The organism is Erwinia persicina (assembly GCF_019844095.1).
Taxonomy (GTDB): Bacteria; Pseudomonadota; Gammaproteobacteria; order Enterobacterales; family Enterobacteriaceae; genus Erwinia; species Erwinia persicina.
The window spans coordinates 2,239,887-2,256,698 of record NZ_CP082141.1; the positions used below are offsets into that span (position 1 = coordinate 2,239,887).

Sequence of the window (16,812 nt, forward strand, 5' to 3'; positions counted from 1 at the left end):
AAAACCCGCCATCAGGCGGGTTTTTTACGTCACGGGAGGCTTAGCGTTTTACTTTACGTTCACTTTTTTTCGTTTCTGCAGCCACTACCGGCGCGGTTACCGCTTCTGCCACATTAGCGAAGGGTTCGACAAAGTCACGGCCGTAGAAGCTGTCCAGCATAATCTGTTTCAGTTCCGCAATCAGCGGATAACGCGGGTTAGCGCCGGTACACTGGTCATCAAAGGCATCGTCGGCCAGTTTATCAACCTTCGCCAGGAAGTCCGCTTCCTGCACCCCGGCTTCACGGATAGACTTAGGAATGCCCAGTTCTGCTTTCATTCCGTCCAGCCATACCAGCAGTTTTTCAATTTTCTGTGCGGTACGGTCACCGGGCGCGCTGAGACGCAGGTGATCGGCAATTTCGGCGTAGCGGCGACGCGCCTGAGGACGGTCATACTGGCTGAAGGCCGTCTGTTTCGTCGGGTTGTCGTTCGCGTTGTAGCGGATAACGTTACAAATCAGCAGGGAGTTAGCCAGTCCGTGTGGAATATGGAACTCTGAACCCAGTTTGTGGGCCATTGAGTGACACACCCCAAGGAAGGCGTTAGCAAACGCGATACCGGCAATGGTAGCCGCGTTGTGCACACGTTCACGCGCTACCGGGTTTTTCGCCCCTTCATTGTAACTGGCAGGCAGGTTTTCCTGCAGCAGTTTCAGAGCCTGCAGAGCCTGTCCGTCTGAATACTCATTCGCCAGCACGGAGACATAGGCTTCCAGCGCATGGGTAACCGCATCCAGCCCGCCAAAGGCGCACAGAGATTTAGGCATATCCATCACCAGGTTAGCATCCACAATGGCCATGTCCGGGGTCAGGGCATAGTCTGCCAGCGGATATTTCTGACCGGTCGCATCATCAGTCACTACCGCAAACGGGGTGACTTCTGAACCCGTGCCCGACGTCGTGGTCACAGCGATCATTTTGGCTTTCACGCCCATTTTCGGGAACTTGTAGATGCGTTTACGGATATCCATAAAGCGCAGCGCCAGCTCTTCGAAGTGGGTTTCAGGATGTTCATACATCACCCACATAATTTTCGCTGCATCCATTGGTGACCCGCCGCCCAGTGCGATAATCACGTCAGGCTTGAAGGAGTGCATCTGTTCGGCACCCTTGCGGACGATACTCAGTGTCGGGTCAGCTTCCACTTCAAAGAACACTTCCGTTTCTACACCACGCGCTTTCAGCACGTTAACGATTTGGTCAGCATAGCCGTTGTTAAACAGGAAACGGTCAGTCACGATAAAGGCGCGTTTGGCCCCGTCTGTTGCCACCTCGTCAAGCGCGATAGGCAGTGAGCCACGGCGGAAGTAAATAGACTTAGGAAGTTTGTGCCACAACATATTCTCTGCTCGCTTGGCCACGGTTTTCGTGTTGATCAGATGTTTAGGACCCACGTTCTCAGAAATTGAGTTACCGCCCCATGAGCCACAGCCCAGTGTCAGGGAAGGGGCGAGTTTAAAGTTATACAGGTCACCGATGCCGCCCTGCGAAGCCGGGGTATTGATCAGGATGCGTGCTGTCTTCATCTTGTCGCCAAACAGATTGACGCGTTCACGCTGGTTGTCCTGGTCAGTGTACAGGCAGGAGGTGTGACCGATACCGCCCATGGCCACCAGTTTTTCCGCCTTGCTGACGGCGTCATTGAAGTCTTTCGCACGGTACATAGCGAGGGTCGGAGACAATTTTTCATGAGCGAAAGGTTCTGACTCATCGACCAGCTTCACTTCGCCAATTAGAATTTTGGTGTTACCCGGCACGCTGATGCCCGCCATTTCTGCAATTTTTACCGCTGGCTGTCCGACAATCGCGGCATTGAGCGCGCCATTTTTCAGGATGATATCCTGAACCGCTTTGAGCTCCTGCCCCTGCAGCATGTAACCGCCGTGGCTGGCAAAACGTTCACGGACGGCGTCATAAGCGCTGTCAACGACAATCACTGACTGTTCAGAGGCGCAGATAACGCCGTTATCAAAGGTTTTTGACATCAGGATGGAAGCCACCGCGCGTTTAATATCGGCAGTCTCATCAATCACCACCGGGGTGTTACCGGCCCCAACGCCGATTGCGGGTTTACCTGAGCTGTAAGCGGCTTTGACCATACCCGGGCCGCCGGTGGCCAGAATCAGGTTAATATCCGGGTGATGCATCAACTGGTTGGACAGTTCAACGGAAGGGACATCGATCCAGCCAATGATATCTTTGGGGGCACCGGCAGCAATGGCGGCCTGCAGAACGATATCGGCGGCTTTGTTAGTGGCATTTTTCGCGCGGGGATGGGGCGAGAAGATAATCCCGTTACGCGTCTTCAGGCTGATCAGGGCTTTGAAGATAGCGGTAGAAGTGGGGTTAGTGGTCGGTACAATTCCACAGATGAGGCCGATAGGCTCTGCGATAGTGATCGTGCCGAAGGTATCATCAGTGGCGAGGATACCGCAGGTTTTTTCGTCTTTATAAGCGTTATAAATATATTCGGAGGCGAAGTGGTTTTTGATGACTTTGTCTTCGACAATACCCATACCGGACTCAGCGACGGCCATTTTGGCCAGAGGAATACGGGCATCGGCGGCGGCCAGAGCGGCGGCACGGAAGATTTTGTCTACCTGTTCCTGACTGAAGTTAGCGAATTCACGCTGGGCTTGTTTAACACGTTCAACAAGGGCATTTAGTTCAGTGATATTAGTAACGGCCATGAGGCTCTCCTGAAAGTTAAACTCTATTAGTAAACAAGTCAGAACTAGAAATTATAGTCATCCTGCCTGTCACTGCCCGCTAAGGGTTTGTCAGAAGACTAAAAACATTCTAATAGGTTTACTAAAAGAGTCTGCCACAGCGCCCGGCTACGGCTCCCTTTAGGTACTTTATCAACTCCTTTTGATGTCACTGAGCATAGCGGTTGTCCTGGGGTGAAAAGATGATTTGGATCATTAATTATGCAAGCTGATACCTTTCAGCCTGGCGAAAAATCTGACATGTGACCGGTAATTTCCACTGGCCGAGGGCATTACACCCTTTGCCTTTTCATTATGCTGAATTTTGATATGTTTTTAGTGAAAAAATCTGGGTATAAGCCATTAATATAGGGTGATATTCCATGTCTGAAGGGATAGTCAACCTGGCGGATTTCCATTACATTAGCCGCCATGAATCCGTCCCCCTACAGGAGCGCAGTGTGAATCCTGCATTATTAGATCTTTCAGGCTATATCAAGTTTTTCGTGGGCCTGTTTGCTCTGGTCAACCCCATCGGGATTATCCCGGTATTTATCAGTATGACCAGTTATCAGGTCCCGGCGGCAAGGAATAAAACGAATCTGACCGCCAACCTGTCGGTGGCGATCATCCTTTGGACCGCGCTATTCCTGGGTGACGGTATTCTGCATATTTTTGGTATCTCCATTGACTCTTTCCGAATTGCCGGCGGTATTCTGGTTGTGACCATAGCCATGTCGATGATCAGCGGGAAGCTGGGGGAAGATAAGCAGAATAAGCAGGAAAAATCAGAGAGTGCCATTCGGGAAAGTATTGGCGTTGTACCGCTGGCGCTGCCGCTGATGGCCGGACCGGGTGCAATCAGCTCAACGATTGTGTGGAGCACGCGCTATCACAGCTGGCAAAACCTGCTTGGTTTTACCGTGGCGATAGCCCTCTTTGCGTTTTGCTGCTGGTTGCTGTTCCGTGCAGCCCCCCTGATGGTGAGAGTGTTAGGCCAGACCGGAATCAACGTGGTGACCCGTATCATGGGCTTATTATTGATGGCCCTGGGAATTGAATTTGTTGTCACCGGCATCAGAGCTCTCTTTCCCGGGTTAACACATTAACCCGGTTTAAATTCTGCAATGGGTCAGCTAAAGCGCATTTAATGCGCTTTTTTTTTCGCACCCCTCGCTTCATTGCACTATTTAAGTGCAAATTGCGCATTGTGTGTTCTTTTTTGGTGCATTAATTCATTTCACTTACTTTACCGCCGCCATTATTAATGTAATTACTGCAAACGAAAAATAAATCCATTCGTTTGTAGTGGGTGTGATTTTTTTAACATTACAACGTAGCGTGTATTTGCTAATTAGCTAGTTTTATATGCTGCTAATCTTGCAAATATTAGTGTTGTGATGACTATTCTTCGTTTTCAGACGATATTTGCTTAAAATTCAGGCGAAAAATTGTTTTTTTTCGATCCTTTTATCGTTAAAAATCCTTTTTATGCTTATTTTTCATAATCTTAACCGTTATTTTTCAATAATAAATAACACTTTTCCCCTGCTTTTTATCATGATAAAAGAGAAATGGTTAACATTTTTGCTATTTAGCTTTAGCGGAAATGAGCCCCTTCTGATAATTTTTTAGTGGCCTTGATAAAAAGTGGCACTGGAAATGCAATCCACAAGGGCCGTGACCAGTGATGATCGACATCATCCTGCGTCAGCACAGATAATCCTTATCTGATCCGACACGACAGCGTGCGGCATGGCCGGGCGCTGGAAGGTGATAGCAGGCAGTCCTCAGCAGTTATGAGTATAAAAAAACAAACCGGACGGCCTCGTTCCGCCGTCCGGTGAAGTTTTCCCTAAAAATGGGGTAACCACGGTGCCCGGCACACGTCGGTATTAATAAAAACAGGAGTAGGTAAAAAATGATCAACATCACGAAGAAAAGTCTGATCGCCGCCGGCGTGATGGCCGCACTGGGGTCAATGACTGCGCATCAGGCGCTGGCCGCTGAGGTGCCTGCGGGCGTCGAACTGGCCGCCAAACAGGAGCTGGTGAAAGGGAACGGTGCTGAACTGCAGTCGCTGGATCCCCATAAAATTGAAGGTGTACCTGAATCTAACGTGAACCGTGACCTGCTGGAAGGCCTGGTGATCAGCGATACCAAAGGGCATCCTATTCCTGGCGTGGCCGAAAGCTGGGACAATAAAGACGGCAAGGTGTGGACCTTCCACCTGCGCAAAGATGCCAAGTGGTCAAACGGTGAGCCCGTCACTGCCCAGGATTTCGTCTACAGCTGGCAGCGCCTGTCCGATCCTAAAACGGCGTCACCCTACGCAAGCTATCTGCAATACGGCCATCTTGAGAATATCGATGATATTATCGCCGGCAAAAAAAGCCCCGATACGCTGGGCGTGAAGGCCGTCGATGCGCATACACTGGAAGTCACGCTGAGTGAGCCAGTGCCGTATTTCTTCAAGCTGCTGATCCATCCTTCCATGTCCCCGGTGTATAAACCGGCTGTCGACAAATTTGGGGAAAAATGGACCCAGCCTGCCAACTGGGTAGGCAATGGCGCCTTTAAACTGTCCGAGTGGGTGGTCAACGAACGTATCGTTCTGGTGCGTAATACCGACTACTGGGATAACAAAGACACTAAGCTGGATAAAGTAACCTTCCTGCCGATCTCGTCTGAAGTCACCGACGTCAACCGCTACCGCAGCGGCGGCAGCGACATGACCTATAACAACATGCCTATCGAGCTGTTCCAGAAGCTGAAAAAAGACATCCCGGGTGAGGTTCACGTTGATCCTTATCTCTGCACCTATTACTACGAAATTAATAACCAGAAGCCTCCATTCAACGATCCGCGCGTGCGCGCCGCACTGAAACTTGGCATTGATCGCGACATCATTGTCACCAAGGTGAAAGGTCAGGGCGATCTTCCGGCCTACAGCTACACTCCGCCATACACCGAAGGCATTAAACTGACCCCGCCGGAGTGGTTTGGCTGGACGCAGGAAAAACGTAATGAAGAGGCGAAAAAACTGCTGGCAGAAGCCGGTTATACGGCCGACAAACCGCTGACGTTTAGCCTGCTGTATAACACCTCCGATCTGCATAAAAAGCTGGCCATCGCCGCCTCGTCCATCTGGAAGAAAAACCTGGGTGTGAACGTTAAGCTTGAAAACCAGGAGTGGAAAACCTTCCTGGATACCCGCCATCAGGGCAATTATGATGTCGCCCGTGCGGGCTGGTGTGCCGACTACAACGAACCGACCACGTTCCTGGGCACCATGCAGTCCAACAGCAGTAACAACACCTCGCACTATAAGAGCGAAGCCTTCGATAAAGCGATGGATGCCGCGCTGTCCTCTCCGGATGAAGCCACTCGCGCGACACGTTATGCCGACGCTGAAAAAATCCTCGATAAGGATTCAGTGATCGTACCGGTCTATTACTACGTCAATGCCCGTCTGGTGAAACCTTACGTTGGCGGTTACACCGGCAAAGATCCGCTGGATAACGTTTACGATAAAAACTTGTATATCATCAAACATTAATGACCGGCGTCGGAGAGGAGAAATCCTCTCCGACAGGCCTTTTTTAGAGCAGCGCTGAGGCAGTAAGCCGGGCAGGTAGGGCAATGTTAAAATTTATCTTTCGTCGTTTTCTTGAAGCGATCCCGACGCTATTTATTCTGATTACCATCTCCTTCTTTATGATGCGACTGGCACCGGGGAGTCCGTTTACCGGTGAGCGTACGCTGTCGCCAGAAGTCATGGCCAATATCGAAGCCAAATATCATTTAAATGATCCGATCCTGACACAGTATTTCAGCTATCTGAAACAACTGGCACACGGGGATTTTGGCCCGTCGTTTAAATATAAAGATTATACCGTCAATGACCTCGTGGCCGGTTCTTTCCCCGTTTCCGCGAAGTTAGGCGCGGCCGCCTTCCTGTTTGCCCTGGTACTCGGGGTGAGTGCAGGGGTTATCGCGGCACTCAAGCAGAATACCAAATGGGACTATGCGGTAATGGGGGTGGCAATGACCGGGATAGTGATACCCAGTTTTGTGGTTGCGCCACTGCTGGTACTGCTGTTCTCGATCACGCTGAAGTGGCTGCCCGGAGGCGGGTGGAACGGCGGGGCGCTGAAATTTATGATCCTGCCGATGGTGGCGCTGTCTCTGGCCTATATTGCCAGCATCGCGCGTATTACCCGTGGATCAATGATTGAAGTGCTGCACTCCAACTTTATCCGCACCGCACGCGCCAAAGGGCTGCCGATGCACCGCATCGTACTGCGTCATGCCCTGAAGCCTGCGCTGCTGCCGGTGCTGTCCTACCTTGGGCCGGCATTTGTCGGCATCATTACCGGCTCAATGGTCATTGAAACTATTTATGGCCTGCCTGGTATTGGCCAGCTGTTTGTGAATGGTGCGCTGAACCGCGATTATTCGCTGGTGTTAAGCCTGACCATTCTGGTCGGTGCGCTGACCATCCTTTTTAATGCGATTGTGGACGTGTTGTATGCGGTCATCGATCCGAAAATTCGTTACTGATCCTGGAGCCGGGAATGATGTTTGCTAAGAAAAACAGCGAAGCTCTGGATAACTTCACTGAAAAGTTAGAAATCGAAGGCCGCAGCCTGTGGCAGGACGCGCGCCGACGCTTTATCCATAACCGCGCGGCAGTCGCCAGTCTGTTTGTCCTGCTGCTGGTGGCTTTGTTTGTGATATTTGCCCCCATGCTGTCTGCATTTACTTATGACGACACTGACTGGGCAATGATGTCGGCGGCACCGGATATGACGTCGGGCCACTATATGGGGACGGACTCCTCCGGGCGCGACCTGCTGGTCCGTGTGGCGATTGGGGGGCGTATCTCCCTGATGGTCGGTATTGCCGCCGCGCTGGTAGCGGTGGTGCTGGGGACGTTGTATGGCACGCTGGCAGGCTATCTGGGGGGACGGGTTGACTCCGTGATGATGCGTCTGCTGGAGATCCTCAACTCTTTCCCGTTTATGTTCTTCGTTATCCTGTTGGTTACCTTCTTTGGCCAAAATATTCTGCTTATCTTCGTGGCTATCGGTATGGTTTCCTGGCTGGATATGGCACGTATCGTGCGTGGTCAGACTCTGAGCCTGAAGCGTAAAGAGTTTATCGAAGCGGCCGAGGTGGGGGGTGTTTCCACCCTGAATATCGTCCTGCGCCATATCGTGCCAAACGTGCTTGGGGTGGTAGTGGTGTACGCCTCGCTGCTGGTGCCGAGCATGATCCTGTTTGAATCTTTCCTCAGCTTCCTCGGGCTGGGGACGCAGGAACCGTTAAGCAGTTGGGGAGCCCTGCTCAGTGACGGTGCTAATTCGATGGAGGTCTCACCCTGGCTGCTGCTGTATCCGGCTGGTTTCCTCGTGATTACCCTGTTCTGTTTCAACTTTATCGGCGATGGCCTGCGTGATGCCCTCGACCCGAAAGACCGTTAAGGAGTTTCCCGATGAGCGTAATTGAACTACAGCCTGCGAAGGCAAAAACCCAGGGAAGCGAACGGCTGCTGGAAGTGAAAGATTTACGGGTGACGTTTTCCACCCCTGATGGCGATGTGACAGCGGTCAATGACCTGAACTTCAGCCTCAGCGCCGGGGAAACACTCGGCATCGTCGGTGAGTCCGGCTCGGGTAAATCACAGACGGCGTTTGCCCTGATGGGGCTGCTGGCCAGCAACGGACGTATTGGTGGTTCGGCACGTTTCAACGGCAGTGAGATCCTCAACCTGCCGGAAAAACAGCTTAACCGGCTGCGTGCAGAACAGATTGCGATGATTTTTCAGGACCCGATGACGTCGCTTAATCCGTACATGCGGGTGGGCGAGCAGTTGATGGAAGTGTTGCAGCTGCATAAAGGCATGAGTGGGGCGCAGGCGTTTGAAGAGTCAGTGCGGATGCTTGACGCGGTAAAAATGCCGGAAGCCCGCAAGCGAATGAAGATGTTTCCCCACGAGTTCTCCGGGGGGATGCGGCAGCGCGTAATGATCGCAATGGCCTTGCTCTGCCGCCCGAAACTGTTGATTGCCGACGAACCGACCACGGCGCTTGATGTGACGGTACAGGCGCAGATCATGACGTTGCTGAACGAGCTGAAGCGCGAATTTAATACCGCCATTATTATGATCACCCATGATCTGGGTGTTGTCGCCGGTATCTGCGACCAGGTGATGGTGATGTACGCAGGGCGCACCATGGAATACGGTAAAGCGCGGGACGTCTTCTACCACCCCTCACATCCATATTCTATTGGCCTGCTGAATGCGGTGCCGCGTCTGGACGCTGATGAAGGTGAAACGCTGATGACCATCCCCGGCAATCCCCCCAATCTCTCACGGCTGCCGAAAGGGTGTCCTTTCCAGCCACGATGCCCGTATGCAATGGATATCTGTTCCAGCGCACCGCCGCTGGAGGCGTTCGGAGAAGGGCGCCTGCGAGCCTGCTTTAAGCCCGTGGAGGAACTGGTATGACAGAGGTTGCAGAAAAGAAAGTCTTACTCGAAATTGCCGACCTCAAAGTGCATTTCGATATCAAAGACGGGCGTCAGTGGTTCTGGCAGCCGCCGAAAACCCTGAAAGCGGTTGATGGTGTCAGCCTGCGCCTGTACGAAGGGGAAACCCTGGGCGTGGTCGGTGAGTCTGGCTGTGGTAAATCGACGCTGGCACGGGCCATCATCGGTCTGGTGAAAGCGACGGATGGCCGGGTTGCCTGGCTGGGGCGTGACCTGCTGGGGCAGAGTGCCGAAGAGTGGCGCGCCGCGCGTAGCGATATCCAGATGATCTTCCAGGACCCGCTTGCCTCCCTCAATCCGCGTATGAATATCGGTGAGATCATTGCAGAGCCGCTGCGCACCTATCATCCGCAGATGCCGCGTCAGGAAGTGAAAGACCGCGTGAAGGAGATGATGATGAAGGTGGGCCTGCTGCCTAACCTGATCAACCGCTACCCTCACGAGTTTTCCGGTGGCCAGTGTCAGCGTATCGGTATTGCGCGTGCGCTGATCCTCGAACCCAAGCTGATTATTTGTGATGAGCCGGTGTCGGCGCTGGACGTGTCAATTCAGGCGCAGGTGGTCAATCTTTTACAGAAACTTCAGCGAGAGATGGGGTTATCGCTGATCTTTATCGCCCACGATCTGGCGGTAGTGAAACACATTTCTGACCGCGTGCTGGTGATGTATCTGGGGCATGCCGTGGAGCTGGGCACCTATAAAGAGGTGTATCAGAATCCGCAGCATCCTTATACCCGGGCACTGATGTCGGCAGTACCGATCCCGGACCCTGACCTCGAAAAGCAGAAAGTCATACAGCTGCTTGAGGGAGAGCTCCCTTCACCGATTAACCCGCCATCGGGCTGTGTGTTCCGTACGCGCTGCCCCATTGCCGGGCCTGAGTGTGCCAAAACCCGGCCTCTGCTGGAGGGCAGCTTCCGCCACGCTGTTTCCTGTCTGAAAGTCGACCCGCTCTAATTTCTCTATCAACGCTATCGTTATCTTCCCGCATTGAACATTCAATGCGGGTTTTTTTTCTGCGTCTGCATAGTGCTTGATCTTCCGGCTGCTGCCTCTTAGTAATACTCCATTGCAAAGGAGTGCCGGAGGGCATATGACCGAACACGATCGGGACTGGCGTCACCGTCTGTATGTTTTTTTATTTGATGTGGGAAGCCCGGCCGGGCGTCGATTCGAACTTTTCTGGATCGTTACTACGCTGGTCAGCGTGATAACGTTGTTTATTGAGTCATCAGAACCCGACAATATTACGCTGCAATTTAAAGAAGCCTCCGTATTCCTGCTGATGGAATATGTTTTTACGCTGCTGTTCAGTCTGGAATATCTTCTGCGGGTAATCACCACCGAGCGCCCGCTGCAGTACATGCTCAGTTTTTTTGGCATCATTGACCTTATCACTACGCTCCCCCTGTACATTTTCTGGCTCTGGCCTGATATCGCGTTGCAATACATGATGGCGATACGTTTGCTACGGGTACTGCGCCTGCTGCGCCTGATGAAATTACTGCGCTATATGGGGTCGGCCAGCGTGCTCTGGGAAAGCCTGATTAGCGCGCGGAAAAAACTGTCGTTATTCTTCGGTGGGGTGATGATATTGCTCTGTATATTCGGCGGACTGATGTACGTGATTGAAGGGCCTGAACACGGTTTTACCAGCCTTCCGGTATCCGTCTACTGGGCCGTGGTCACGATGACGACAGTCGGTTATGGCGATATCACGCCCCATACCCCGCTGGGGCGGATGATTTCGTCGGTGCTCATCCTGCTGGGCTACTCACTGATTGCCATTCCGACCGGTGTAATGAGTTCGTATATGACAGAAGTGATGCAGCGCAACCGCCACCGTCGTCAGTGCAGCGACTGCAAGCAAACCGGTCATGATGATGATGCGCACTACTGCAAAAGTTGTGGGGGGGCGCTGGGGGATAAAAATGGAAAAGGCCCGCTTTAGGCGGGCCTTTGAAGCGGTGACTTACTCTTTCCACAGAATATGGCAGAGTTTGTGATCTTTTTCGCGGCACAGAAGCACGCGGGCAAAGACATCGGTAATCGGCTCGCCGTCTTCTTCTCCCAGGCCAATCACGACCTCGGCAAAGAAATCAGGGTTAAGGTCGAAATCAACGTGTTCCGCCCAGTCTTCAGCCGGATCATAAAGCTCTGCGCCGCCGCGCTCCTCAAACTGAAGGTTAAACAGAATAACGTCGGCAGGATCAAGGTTATCCACCGCCAGCTCAAGAAAAATATCGTAAGCCTGTTCGAGGGTTTCATCTTCGGTAAGGCGGTTATTCAAATCCATAGTCTTTCCTGTCATGCCCGTGGGCGCTGTGCATTTTCGCTCGTTTTACAGCAATGGACTGAAGAAGTAAAACAGTCGTTCAACGATACGCTGCCAGTAAGCACGGTGCGCCCAGCGTTTACCGTCTACCAGGCGTGAGCGGGCAATATAATCCTCCTGCACCCGCGCCAGATCGCTGCCAAAACCGTCATCATCAATCACCAGGGTTATCTCGAAATTGAGCCAAAGGCTGCGCATATCCAGATTCACCGTTCCTACCAGGCTCAACTGACCGTCTACCAGGATACTCTTGGTATGTAACAGGCCTCCTTCAAACTGGTAGATTTTTACCCCTGCTTCCAGCAGCTCGCCAAAGAAGGCCCGGCTTGCCCAGCCAACCAGCACAGAGTCATTGTGCCTTGGCACGATAATGATCACCTCCACTCCCCGGTATGCCGCCGTACAGATGGCGTGCAGCAGGTCATCGCTCGGAACAAAATAGGGTGTGGTCATGATCAACTGCTCACGGGCAGCATAGACTGCAGTGAGCAAAGCCTGGTGGATCATATCTTCCGGGAAGCCCGGGCCGGAGGCGATCACCTGAATCGTATGACCGCTCTCTGCCTCGAAGGGCATGATGTTGTCATCCGGCGGCGGAGGCAGAATGCGCTTGCCGGTTTCTATTTCCCAGTCACAGGAGTAGATGATGCCCATGGTGGTGGCTACCGGGCCCTCCATACGCGCCATCAAATCCACCCACTGGCCGACGCCAGCATCCTGTTTAAAGAAGCGGGGATCCACCAGGTTCATGCTGCCGGTATACGCGATGTAGTTGTCTATCAGCACCACCTTGCGATGCTGACGCAGATCCATACGCCGGAGAAAGACACGCAGCAGGTTGACCTTGAGCGCCTCGATCACGTCGACGCCTGCATTGCGCAGCATTGCCGCCCATGGGCTGCGGAAAAAGTCGACGCTCCCGGCGGAGTCCAGCATCAGCCGGCAGTGAACCCCGCGACGTGCCGCCGCCATCAGCGCTTCTGCCACCTCATCGGCCTGACCGCCAGGCTGCCAGATATAGAACACCATTTCGATATTGTGACGCGCCAGCTGGATATCGCGCACCAGCGTGCGCAGCGTATCGTCGGTGCTGGTCAGCAGCTGAAGCTGATTCCCTTTGACCCCGGCGATCCCCTGACGGTTCTCACACAGCTGAAACAGCGAGCGGGCAACGTCACTGTTGCTCTCAGCAAAAATATGATGGCTGGATTTCAATTCACTCAGCCAGCGTGCGGTTGAAGGCCACATGGTACGGGCCCGCTCTGCGCGACGTTTCCCCAGATGCAGCTCACCGAAGGAGAGATAGGCGATAATCCCCACCAGCGGCAGGATATAGATAATCAACAGCCAGGCCATGGCCGAAGGCACCGCGCGACGTTTCATCAGGATGCGCAGGGTTACACTGGCGATCAATAGCCAGTAGCCAAAGACCAGCAGCCAGCTCATCACGGTGTAAAAAGTGGTCATTAAGTGAAAATCCTGTTCACACGGAAGTCTTAGGAGTTTACGTGCAGATGAGAGCGCTGGGAACCTTTAAACCATAATCGTTTTAAAGACATCGGACCTGGTGTGAAGGAAGAAAGGTTTATACTGCGCCGCGAGTTTTAACGTATGCAGAAGTGAAGAGTGAGAGAGTCATGAGACGAAGCAGAAATGAAGTTGCACGCTGGCGTATGAGCCGCCAGGTTCAGCGTCGCCGCGCGCGCTGGTTAGAAGGGCAGTCACGTCGTTATGGCCGTATGCACTCTTTCCGACACATGGTCAGCCAGCAGCAGCGCCGTTCTATTCTGTTTATCACTCAGCATCACTGATGCGCGGGGCTCATCCGGCGGTTCACTGAACCGCCGGAATGCGTTTAAAAGGCCCGTTTAAAGGGTTTAATATCGACATGTTTATACACGCCTGCGGCGATATAAGGGTCGTCCTGCGCCCATGACTGTGCTGATTCCAGTGATGGGAACTCGGCAATAATCGTCGACCCACTAAATCCTGCCACTCCGGGTTCGTTGCTGTCCACCGCAGGCATCGGGCCGGCAATAATCAGACGACCTTCATCACGCAGTAACTGCAGGCGCGCCAGGTGAGCGGGGCGCACGGCGGTGCGTTTTTCCAGTGAGTCACTATTATCTTCAGCGTAAATTACGTAGAGCACCTTCTGAACTCCTGTCGGGGATGAGATTCGGCATCACGTTAAGTGATCGTTAACATTTGTGCAAACGAAAGATAATTTGAGCTTGATAAAGGTCAGGCTGTCACGCTTTAAAGCGCAAAATGGCGATTCATTGTGAGAGGTTATTGAAATTGATTGCTATTTGCATTTAAAATCACCCCCTCACATTTTGACCAGAAAGATTATGACGACGCTAATAACCGATCTACCTCGCCGCTCACCTCTGCCCCTGCTGATTTCGGTCGTCCTGCATGGATCGGTGATCGGGGCGCTGCTGTATGCCTCTTTTCATCAGGCGGTCGAAATGCCCAAAGCGTCTGAACCCATCAGCGTCTCGCTGGTGGCGCCTGAAGTGCAACCTGAACCTCAACCGGCACCGCCAGTTGTTGAGCCTGCACCCGAACCAGAGCCGGAACCGGAACCTGTCCCGGAACCTCCTAAGCCGGAACCCGTACCGATCCCTAAACCGCAGCCAAAGCCGAAACCCAAACCCAAACCGAAACCGGTGAAGAAAGAGGTGGTCAAGCCGAAGCAGGAAGTGAAGCCACGTCCGGCCGCCCCGGCAGAGACCCGGCCGACAGAGCAGACCCGGCCGTCTACGGCACCGAAAACCTCACAGGCCCCGTCAACGGCCGTATCAACTGGTCCGCGCGCGCTGACGATCGGCAAGCCCGGCTATCCGGCGCGTGCCTTTGCATTGCGTGTGGAGGGGCGTGTGCGCGTACAGTTTGATGTTAACAGTGCCGGTCAGGTTGAGAACCTGCGTATTCTGTCGGCAGAGCCGCGCAATATGTTTGAGCGTGAAGTGAAGCAGGCTGCTCGCAAGTGGCGTTATGAAGCCGGGAAACCGGGCAAGGATGTGACGATGAATATCGTCTTTAAGATTAACGGTGGCAGCAGCATCGAATAACACCGCCCTGTCGGGCTGATCCCGGGTGCTTACGTCTGTAAGCGCCCGGGACGGGCAACATGCTGCTGATGGTGGGGCGCAGCAGATGGATAAACAGGGTGAGGTTAGTCTGTTTCTAACGAGAAATGACTTTTATCTTCTGGCAGCGGGCGCGGTTTCCCTTCGGGATCCACGGCCACGTAGATAAACACCGCCTCGGTCGTGCAGTAGCGTTGCCCGATAGGTTCAGACGACACTTTTTTAATCCACACTTCAATATTAATGGTAATAGAGCTGGTCCCGGTGCGGATACAGCGGGCATGGCACGTGACGACATCCCCCACGGCCACCGGCTTCAGGAATGTCATGCCGTCGGCACGCACAGTAACCACGCGGCCTTCGGCAATCTCTTTCGCCAGTATGGCCCCACCCATATCCATCTGCGACATCAGCCAGCCACCGAAAATATCGCCATTAGCGTTAGTATCAGCGGGCATGGCAAGGGTACGCAGCACCATTTCACCCTGCGGTGTTCTTTGTTCTTCACTCATCGTTGTGTTCCTGACATGGCTGACAGCGTCAATACGCTATCACCCGGCATTATTCTGCCGGGCAGCGCGGGTTATTTTTCTTCTTGTGGCATCAGGCGATAAATATAGACGCCGCTTAACAGGGTAAAGATCAGGGTCAACGCACTTAACCCAAACACCTTAAAGTTCATCCAGATATCCTGAGAAAGCCAGAATGCCACATAGATATTGGCCAGGCCACAGCTGAGGAAGAACAGGGCCCAGGCAATATTCAGACGCCGCCAGGCAAACTGAGGCAGCTGGATCTCTTTACCTAACATTTTTTGAATCAGCGGCTGCTGCATGAAGAAGTGGCTGAACAGCAGGGCAAGGGTGAACAGACCGTAAATAATGCTCACCTTCCACTTTATAAAGTCCGGGTTGTGCAGGGCAATCGTCAGGGTACCGAATACGGCAACCAGCGCAAAGGTGACCAGGGACATCTTCTCCAGCTTGCGATACAGAAACCAGCTGATCACCAGCGCCAGCGCGGAGGCGACAATCAGCGCCCCTGAGGCGACAAAAATGTCGTACAACTTATAAAAAATAAAAAACACCACGAGGGGGAGAAAATCGAGTAACTGCTTCATAGCGCTTCCAGATGACAGAATAAACCGAAATATCATTAACCAGCGGAATGCCTCTGTCGAGGCATTCCTGATGAATTAACGTAACAGCATATACAGCCGGGACAAATAGATTATCAGTATGGCTGACACCAGATTACTGAGTCCATTGATCACGACTGAGGCGACATCCGGCGGCAGACGCAGCATGGATGAGGCCAGCAGTAACAAAATAAGTTTGGCAACTATCCACAAGATAACGGCCGGTGCAATCAGGCGCATATGACCCCATCCGAGGCGTACGCTTGAACGCATGGCGGCGAACACACCTACTTTTTCAGTGGTCATGATCATCGGCGACAGCGCCAGCGTAACCGCCAGCAGTACCCCCGGGACGACCAGCACCATAAAGCCCAGCTGAATCACCAGCGTCATCAAAAACGTCAGCAGCAGCAGGCGGGGCAGATAAGGCGCAGAAGCACCGATGGCACGCAGGGCGCTGACGCGCTGACCGGAAGAAACCATCGGAATAAGGCATAACATTCCCCCCAGTAACAGCACATTACCGACCAGTGAGGCGAATGTACCTGCCGCAGAGGCGCGAAGCAGCACCGCCTGTTGCTCCGGTGACATGTTCTGCACCATCTCCATCAGGCTGCTGGCGGAACCGGCTGCGCCATCGCCGAGGATCTGCATCTGGTCGGCATCCGGCGTGAAGGCCTTACCGATCAGCATGGTAATAAATGAAGTCAGTAAAGCCATCAGCACAATGGTGACCAACTGATGGCGGAAGAAATTTCCCGTGTCACGGTATAGCGAACCCGCCGTGATAGACATGTACTCTCCTTGAAAGATCGGTGTTATCGATCCGGCGATTGTACATGTTCAGATGGGGTGCTGGCACCCAGATTGACATAACTTTCGATTTAAGAAGGGATTAACCCTTTTTTACCCCCGCGTGATGATCTCACCTTTCCTG

16 protein-coding genes are annotated in these 16,812 nt (G+C 53.0%); 9 read left to right on the forward strand and 7 right to left on the reverse strand.

Annotated elements, in window-relative coordinates; all coding sequences use genetic code 11:
- Positions 1 to 40: 40 nt before the first annotated feature.
- On the reverse strand, positions 41 to 2,731 hold the full coding sequence (adhE, locus tag K6L24_RS10160; protein WP_062743119.1) for a bifunctional acetaldehyde-CoA/alcohol dehydrogenase: 2,691 nt from the start codon (positions 2,729 to 2,731) through the stop codon (positions 41 to 43).
- Between the two features lie 479 nt (positions 2,732 to 3,210).
- On the opposite strand from adhE, the gene K6L24_RS10165 reads away from it, so the two are divergent.
- The 7 genes from K6L24_RS10165 to K6L24_RS10195 all read left to right on the forward strand — a co-directional run bounded on the left by K6L24_RS10165 (position 3,211) and on the right by K6L24_RS10195 (position 11,255).
- Entirely contained in the window at positions 3,211 to 3,858 is a 648-nt protein-coding gene (locus K6L24_RS10165) for a YchE family NAAT transporter (protein ID WP_062743120.1), read from the forward strand.
- 812 nt (positions 3,859 to 4,670) lie between these two features.
- Positions 4,671 to 6,308: an oligopeptide ABC transporter substrate-binding protein OppA gene (gene oppA / locus K6L24_RS10170; RefSeq protein WP_062743121.1), complete on the forward strand. Its 1,638-nt coding sequence runs from the start codon at positions 4,671 to 4,673 to the stop codon at positions 6,306 to 6,308.
- 83 nt (positions 6,309 to 6,391) lie between these two features.
- On the forward strand, positions 6,392 to 7,312 hold the full coding sequence (gene oppB, locus K6L24_RS10175; RefSeq protein ID WP_062743122.1) for an oligopeptide ABC transporter permease OppB: 921 nt from the start codon (positions 6,392 to 6,394) through the stop codon (positions 7,310 to 7,312).
- Positions 7,313 to 7,326: 14 nt separating this feature from the next.
- Positions 7,327 to 8,235 (forward strand): oligopeptide ABC transporter permease OppC, encoded by a 909-nt coding sequence (oppC, locus tag K6L24_RS10180; RefSeq protein ID WP_062743123.1) that lies wholly within the window; start codon positions 7,327 to 7,329, stop codon positions 8,233 to 8,235.
- Between the two features lie 11 nt (positions 8,236 to 8,246).
- Positions 8,247 to 9,263: an ABC transporter ATP-binding protein gene (gene oppD / locus K6L24_RS10185; RefSeq protein ID WP_062743124.1), complete on the forward strand. Its 1,017-nt coding sequence runs from the start codon at positions 8,247 to 8,249 to the stop codon at positions 9,261 to 9,263.
- Positions 9,260 to 10,261 carry a murein tripeptide/oligopeptide ABC transporter ATP binding protein OppF gene (gene oppF, locus K6L24_RS10190; protein WP_062743125.1) on the forward strand — a complete coding sequence of 334 codons (1,002 nt, stop codon included), beginning with the start codon at positions 9,260 to 9,262 and terminating at the stop codon, positions 10,259 to 10,261. The genes oppD and oppF overlap by 4 nt, the downstream gene beginning before the upstream one ends.
- Before the next feature lie 136 nt (positions 10,262 to 10,397).
- Positions 10,398 to 11,255 (forward strand): ion transporter, encoded by an 858-nt coding sequence (locus tag K6L24_RS10195; protein ID WP_062743126.1) that lies wholly within the window; start codon positions 10,398 to 10,400, stop codon positions 11,253 to 11,255.
- A gap of 21 nt (positions 11,256 to 11,276) precedes the next feature.
- Here the strand turns inward: K6L24_RS10195 and K6L24_RS10200 are convergent, their stop codons facing one another.
- Entirely contained in the window at positions 11,277 to 11,600 is a 324-nt protein-coding gene (locus K6L24_RS10200; RefSeq protein ID WP_048915935.1) for an HI1450 family dsDNA-mimic protein, read from the reverse strand.
- A gap of 45 nt (positions 11,601 to 11,645) precedes the next feature.
- Positions 11,646 to 13,106, reverse strand: coding sequence for a cardiolipin synthase (gene cls / locus K6L24_RS10205; RefSeq protein ID WP_062743127.1), 1,461 nt, complete (start codon positions 13,104 to 13,106; stop codon positions 11,646 to 11,648).
- Positions 13,107 to 13,276: 170 nt separating this feature from the next.
- Here cls and K6L24_RS10210 point away from each other — a divergent pair, with 170 nt between their 5' ends.
- Positions 13,277 to 13,450, forward strand: coding sequence for a YciY family protein (locus tag K6L24_RS10210; RefSeq protein WP_137269397.1), 174 nt, complete (start codon positions 13,277 to 13,279; stop codon positions 13,448 to 13,450).
- Positions 13,451 to 13,494: 44 nt separating this feature from the next.
- Here the strand turns inward: K6L24_RS10210 and K6L24_RS10215 are convergent, their stop codons facing one another.
- Positions 13,495 to 13,791 carry a YciI family protein gene (locus K6L24_RS10215; RefSeq protein ID WP_062743128.1) on the reverse strand — a complete coding sequence of 99 codons (297 nt, stop codon included), beginning with the start codon at positions 13,789 to 13,791 and terminating at the stop codon, positions 13,495 to 13,497.
- A 202-nt stretch (positions 13,792 to 13,993) separates the two neighbouring features.
- Between K6L24_RS10215 and tonB the strand changes: the two genes are divergently transcribed.
- Positions 13,994 to 14,719 carry a TonB system transport protein TonB gene (gene tonB, locus K6L24_RS10220; protein ID WP_222682267.1) on the forward strand — a complete coding sequence of 242 codons (726 nt, stop codon included), beginning with the start codon at positions 13,994 to 13,996 and terminating at the stop codon, positions 14,717 to 14,719.
- Between the two features lie 104 nt (positions 14,720 to 14,823).
- On the opposite strand, the gene yciA is transcribed toward tonB, so the two are convergent.
- The 3 genes from yciA to K6L24_RS10235 form a co-directional block, all read right to left on the reverse strand.
- Entirely contained in the window at positions 14,824 to 15,249 is a 426-nt protein-coding gene (yciA, locus tag K6L24_RS10225; RefSeq protein ID WP_062743130.1) for an acyl-CoA thioester hydrolase YciA, read from the reverse strand.
- A gap of 71 nt (positions 15,250 to 15,320) precedes the next feature.
- Positions 15,321 to 15,857, reverse strand: coding sequence for a septation protein A (locus tag K6L24_RS10230; protein ID WP_062743131.1), 537 nt, complete (start codon positions 15,855 to 15,857; stop codon positions 15,321 to 15,323).
- A gap of 75 nt (positions 15,858 to 15,932) precedes the next feature.
- Entirely contained in the window at positions 15,933 to 16,670 is a 738-nt protein-coding gene (locus K6L24_RS10235) for a YciC family protein (RefSeq protein ID WP_062743132.1), read from the reverse strand.
- Positions 16,671 to 16,812: the final 142 nt, after the last annotated feature.

What these genes read in the sequence shown, in the direction of transcription:
- oppD (WP_062743124.1), top strand. Translation starts at nt 8,247, where the DNA reads ATGAGCGTAATTGAACTACAGCCTGCGAAGGCAAAAACCCAGGGAAGC.
- cls (WP_062743127.1), bottom strand. Translation starts at nt 13,106, where the DNA reads ATGACCACTTTTTACACCGTGATGAGCTGGCTGCTGGTCTTTGGCTAC.
- K6L24_RS10195 (WP_062743126.1), top strand. Translation starts at nt 10,398, where the DNA reads ATGACCGAACACGATCGGGACTGGCGTCACCGTCTGTATGTTTTTTTA.
- oppB (WP_062743122.1), top strand. Translation starts at nt 6,392, where the DNA reads ATGTTAAAATTTATCTTTCGTCGTTTTCTTGAAGCGATCCCGACGCTA.
- K6L24_RS10230 (WP_062743131.1), bottom strand. Translation starts at nt 15,857, where the DNA reads ATGAAGCAGTTACTCGATTTTCTCCCCCTCGTGGTGTTTTTTATTTTT.
- K6L24_RS10210 (WP_137269397.1), top strand. Translation starts at nt 13,277, where the DNA reads ATGAGACGAAGCAGAAATGAAGTTGCACGCTGGCGTATGAGCCGCCAG.
- K6L24_RS10200 (WP_048915935.1), bottom strand. Translation starts at nt 11,600, where the DNA reads ATGGATTTGAATAACCGCCTTACCGAAGATGAAACCCTCGAACAGGCT.
- oppF (WP_062743125.1), top strand. Translation starts at nt 9,260, where the DNA reads ATGACAGAGGTTGCAGAAAAGAAAGTCTTACTCGAAATTGCCGACCTC.
- oppA (WP_062743121.1), top strand. Translation starts at nt 4,671, where the DNA reads ATGATCAACATCACGAAGAAAAGTCTGATCGCCGCCGGCGTGATGGCC.
- adhE (WP_062743119.1), bottom strand. Translation starts at nt 2,731, where the DNA reads ATGGCCGTTACTAATATCACTGAACTAAATGCCCTTGTTGAACGTGTT.
- K6L24_RS10235 (WP_062743132.1), bottom strand. Translation starts at nt 16,670, where the DNA reads ATGTCTATCACGGCGGGTTCGCTATACCGTGACACGGGAAATTTCTTC.
- tonB (WP_222682267.1), top strand. Translation starts at nt 13,994, where the DNA reads ATGACGACGCTAATAACCGATCTACCTCGCCGCTCACCTCTGCCCCTG.
- yciA (WP_062743130.1), bottom strand. Translation starts at nt 15,249, where the DNA reads ATGAGTGAAGAACAAAGAACACCGCAGGGTGAAATGGTGCTGCGTACC.
- oppC (WP_062743123.1), top strand. Translation starts at nt 7,327, where the DNA reads ATGATGTTTGCTAAGAAAAACAGCGAAGCTCTGGATAACTTCACTGAA.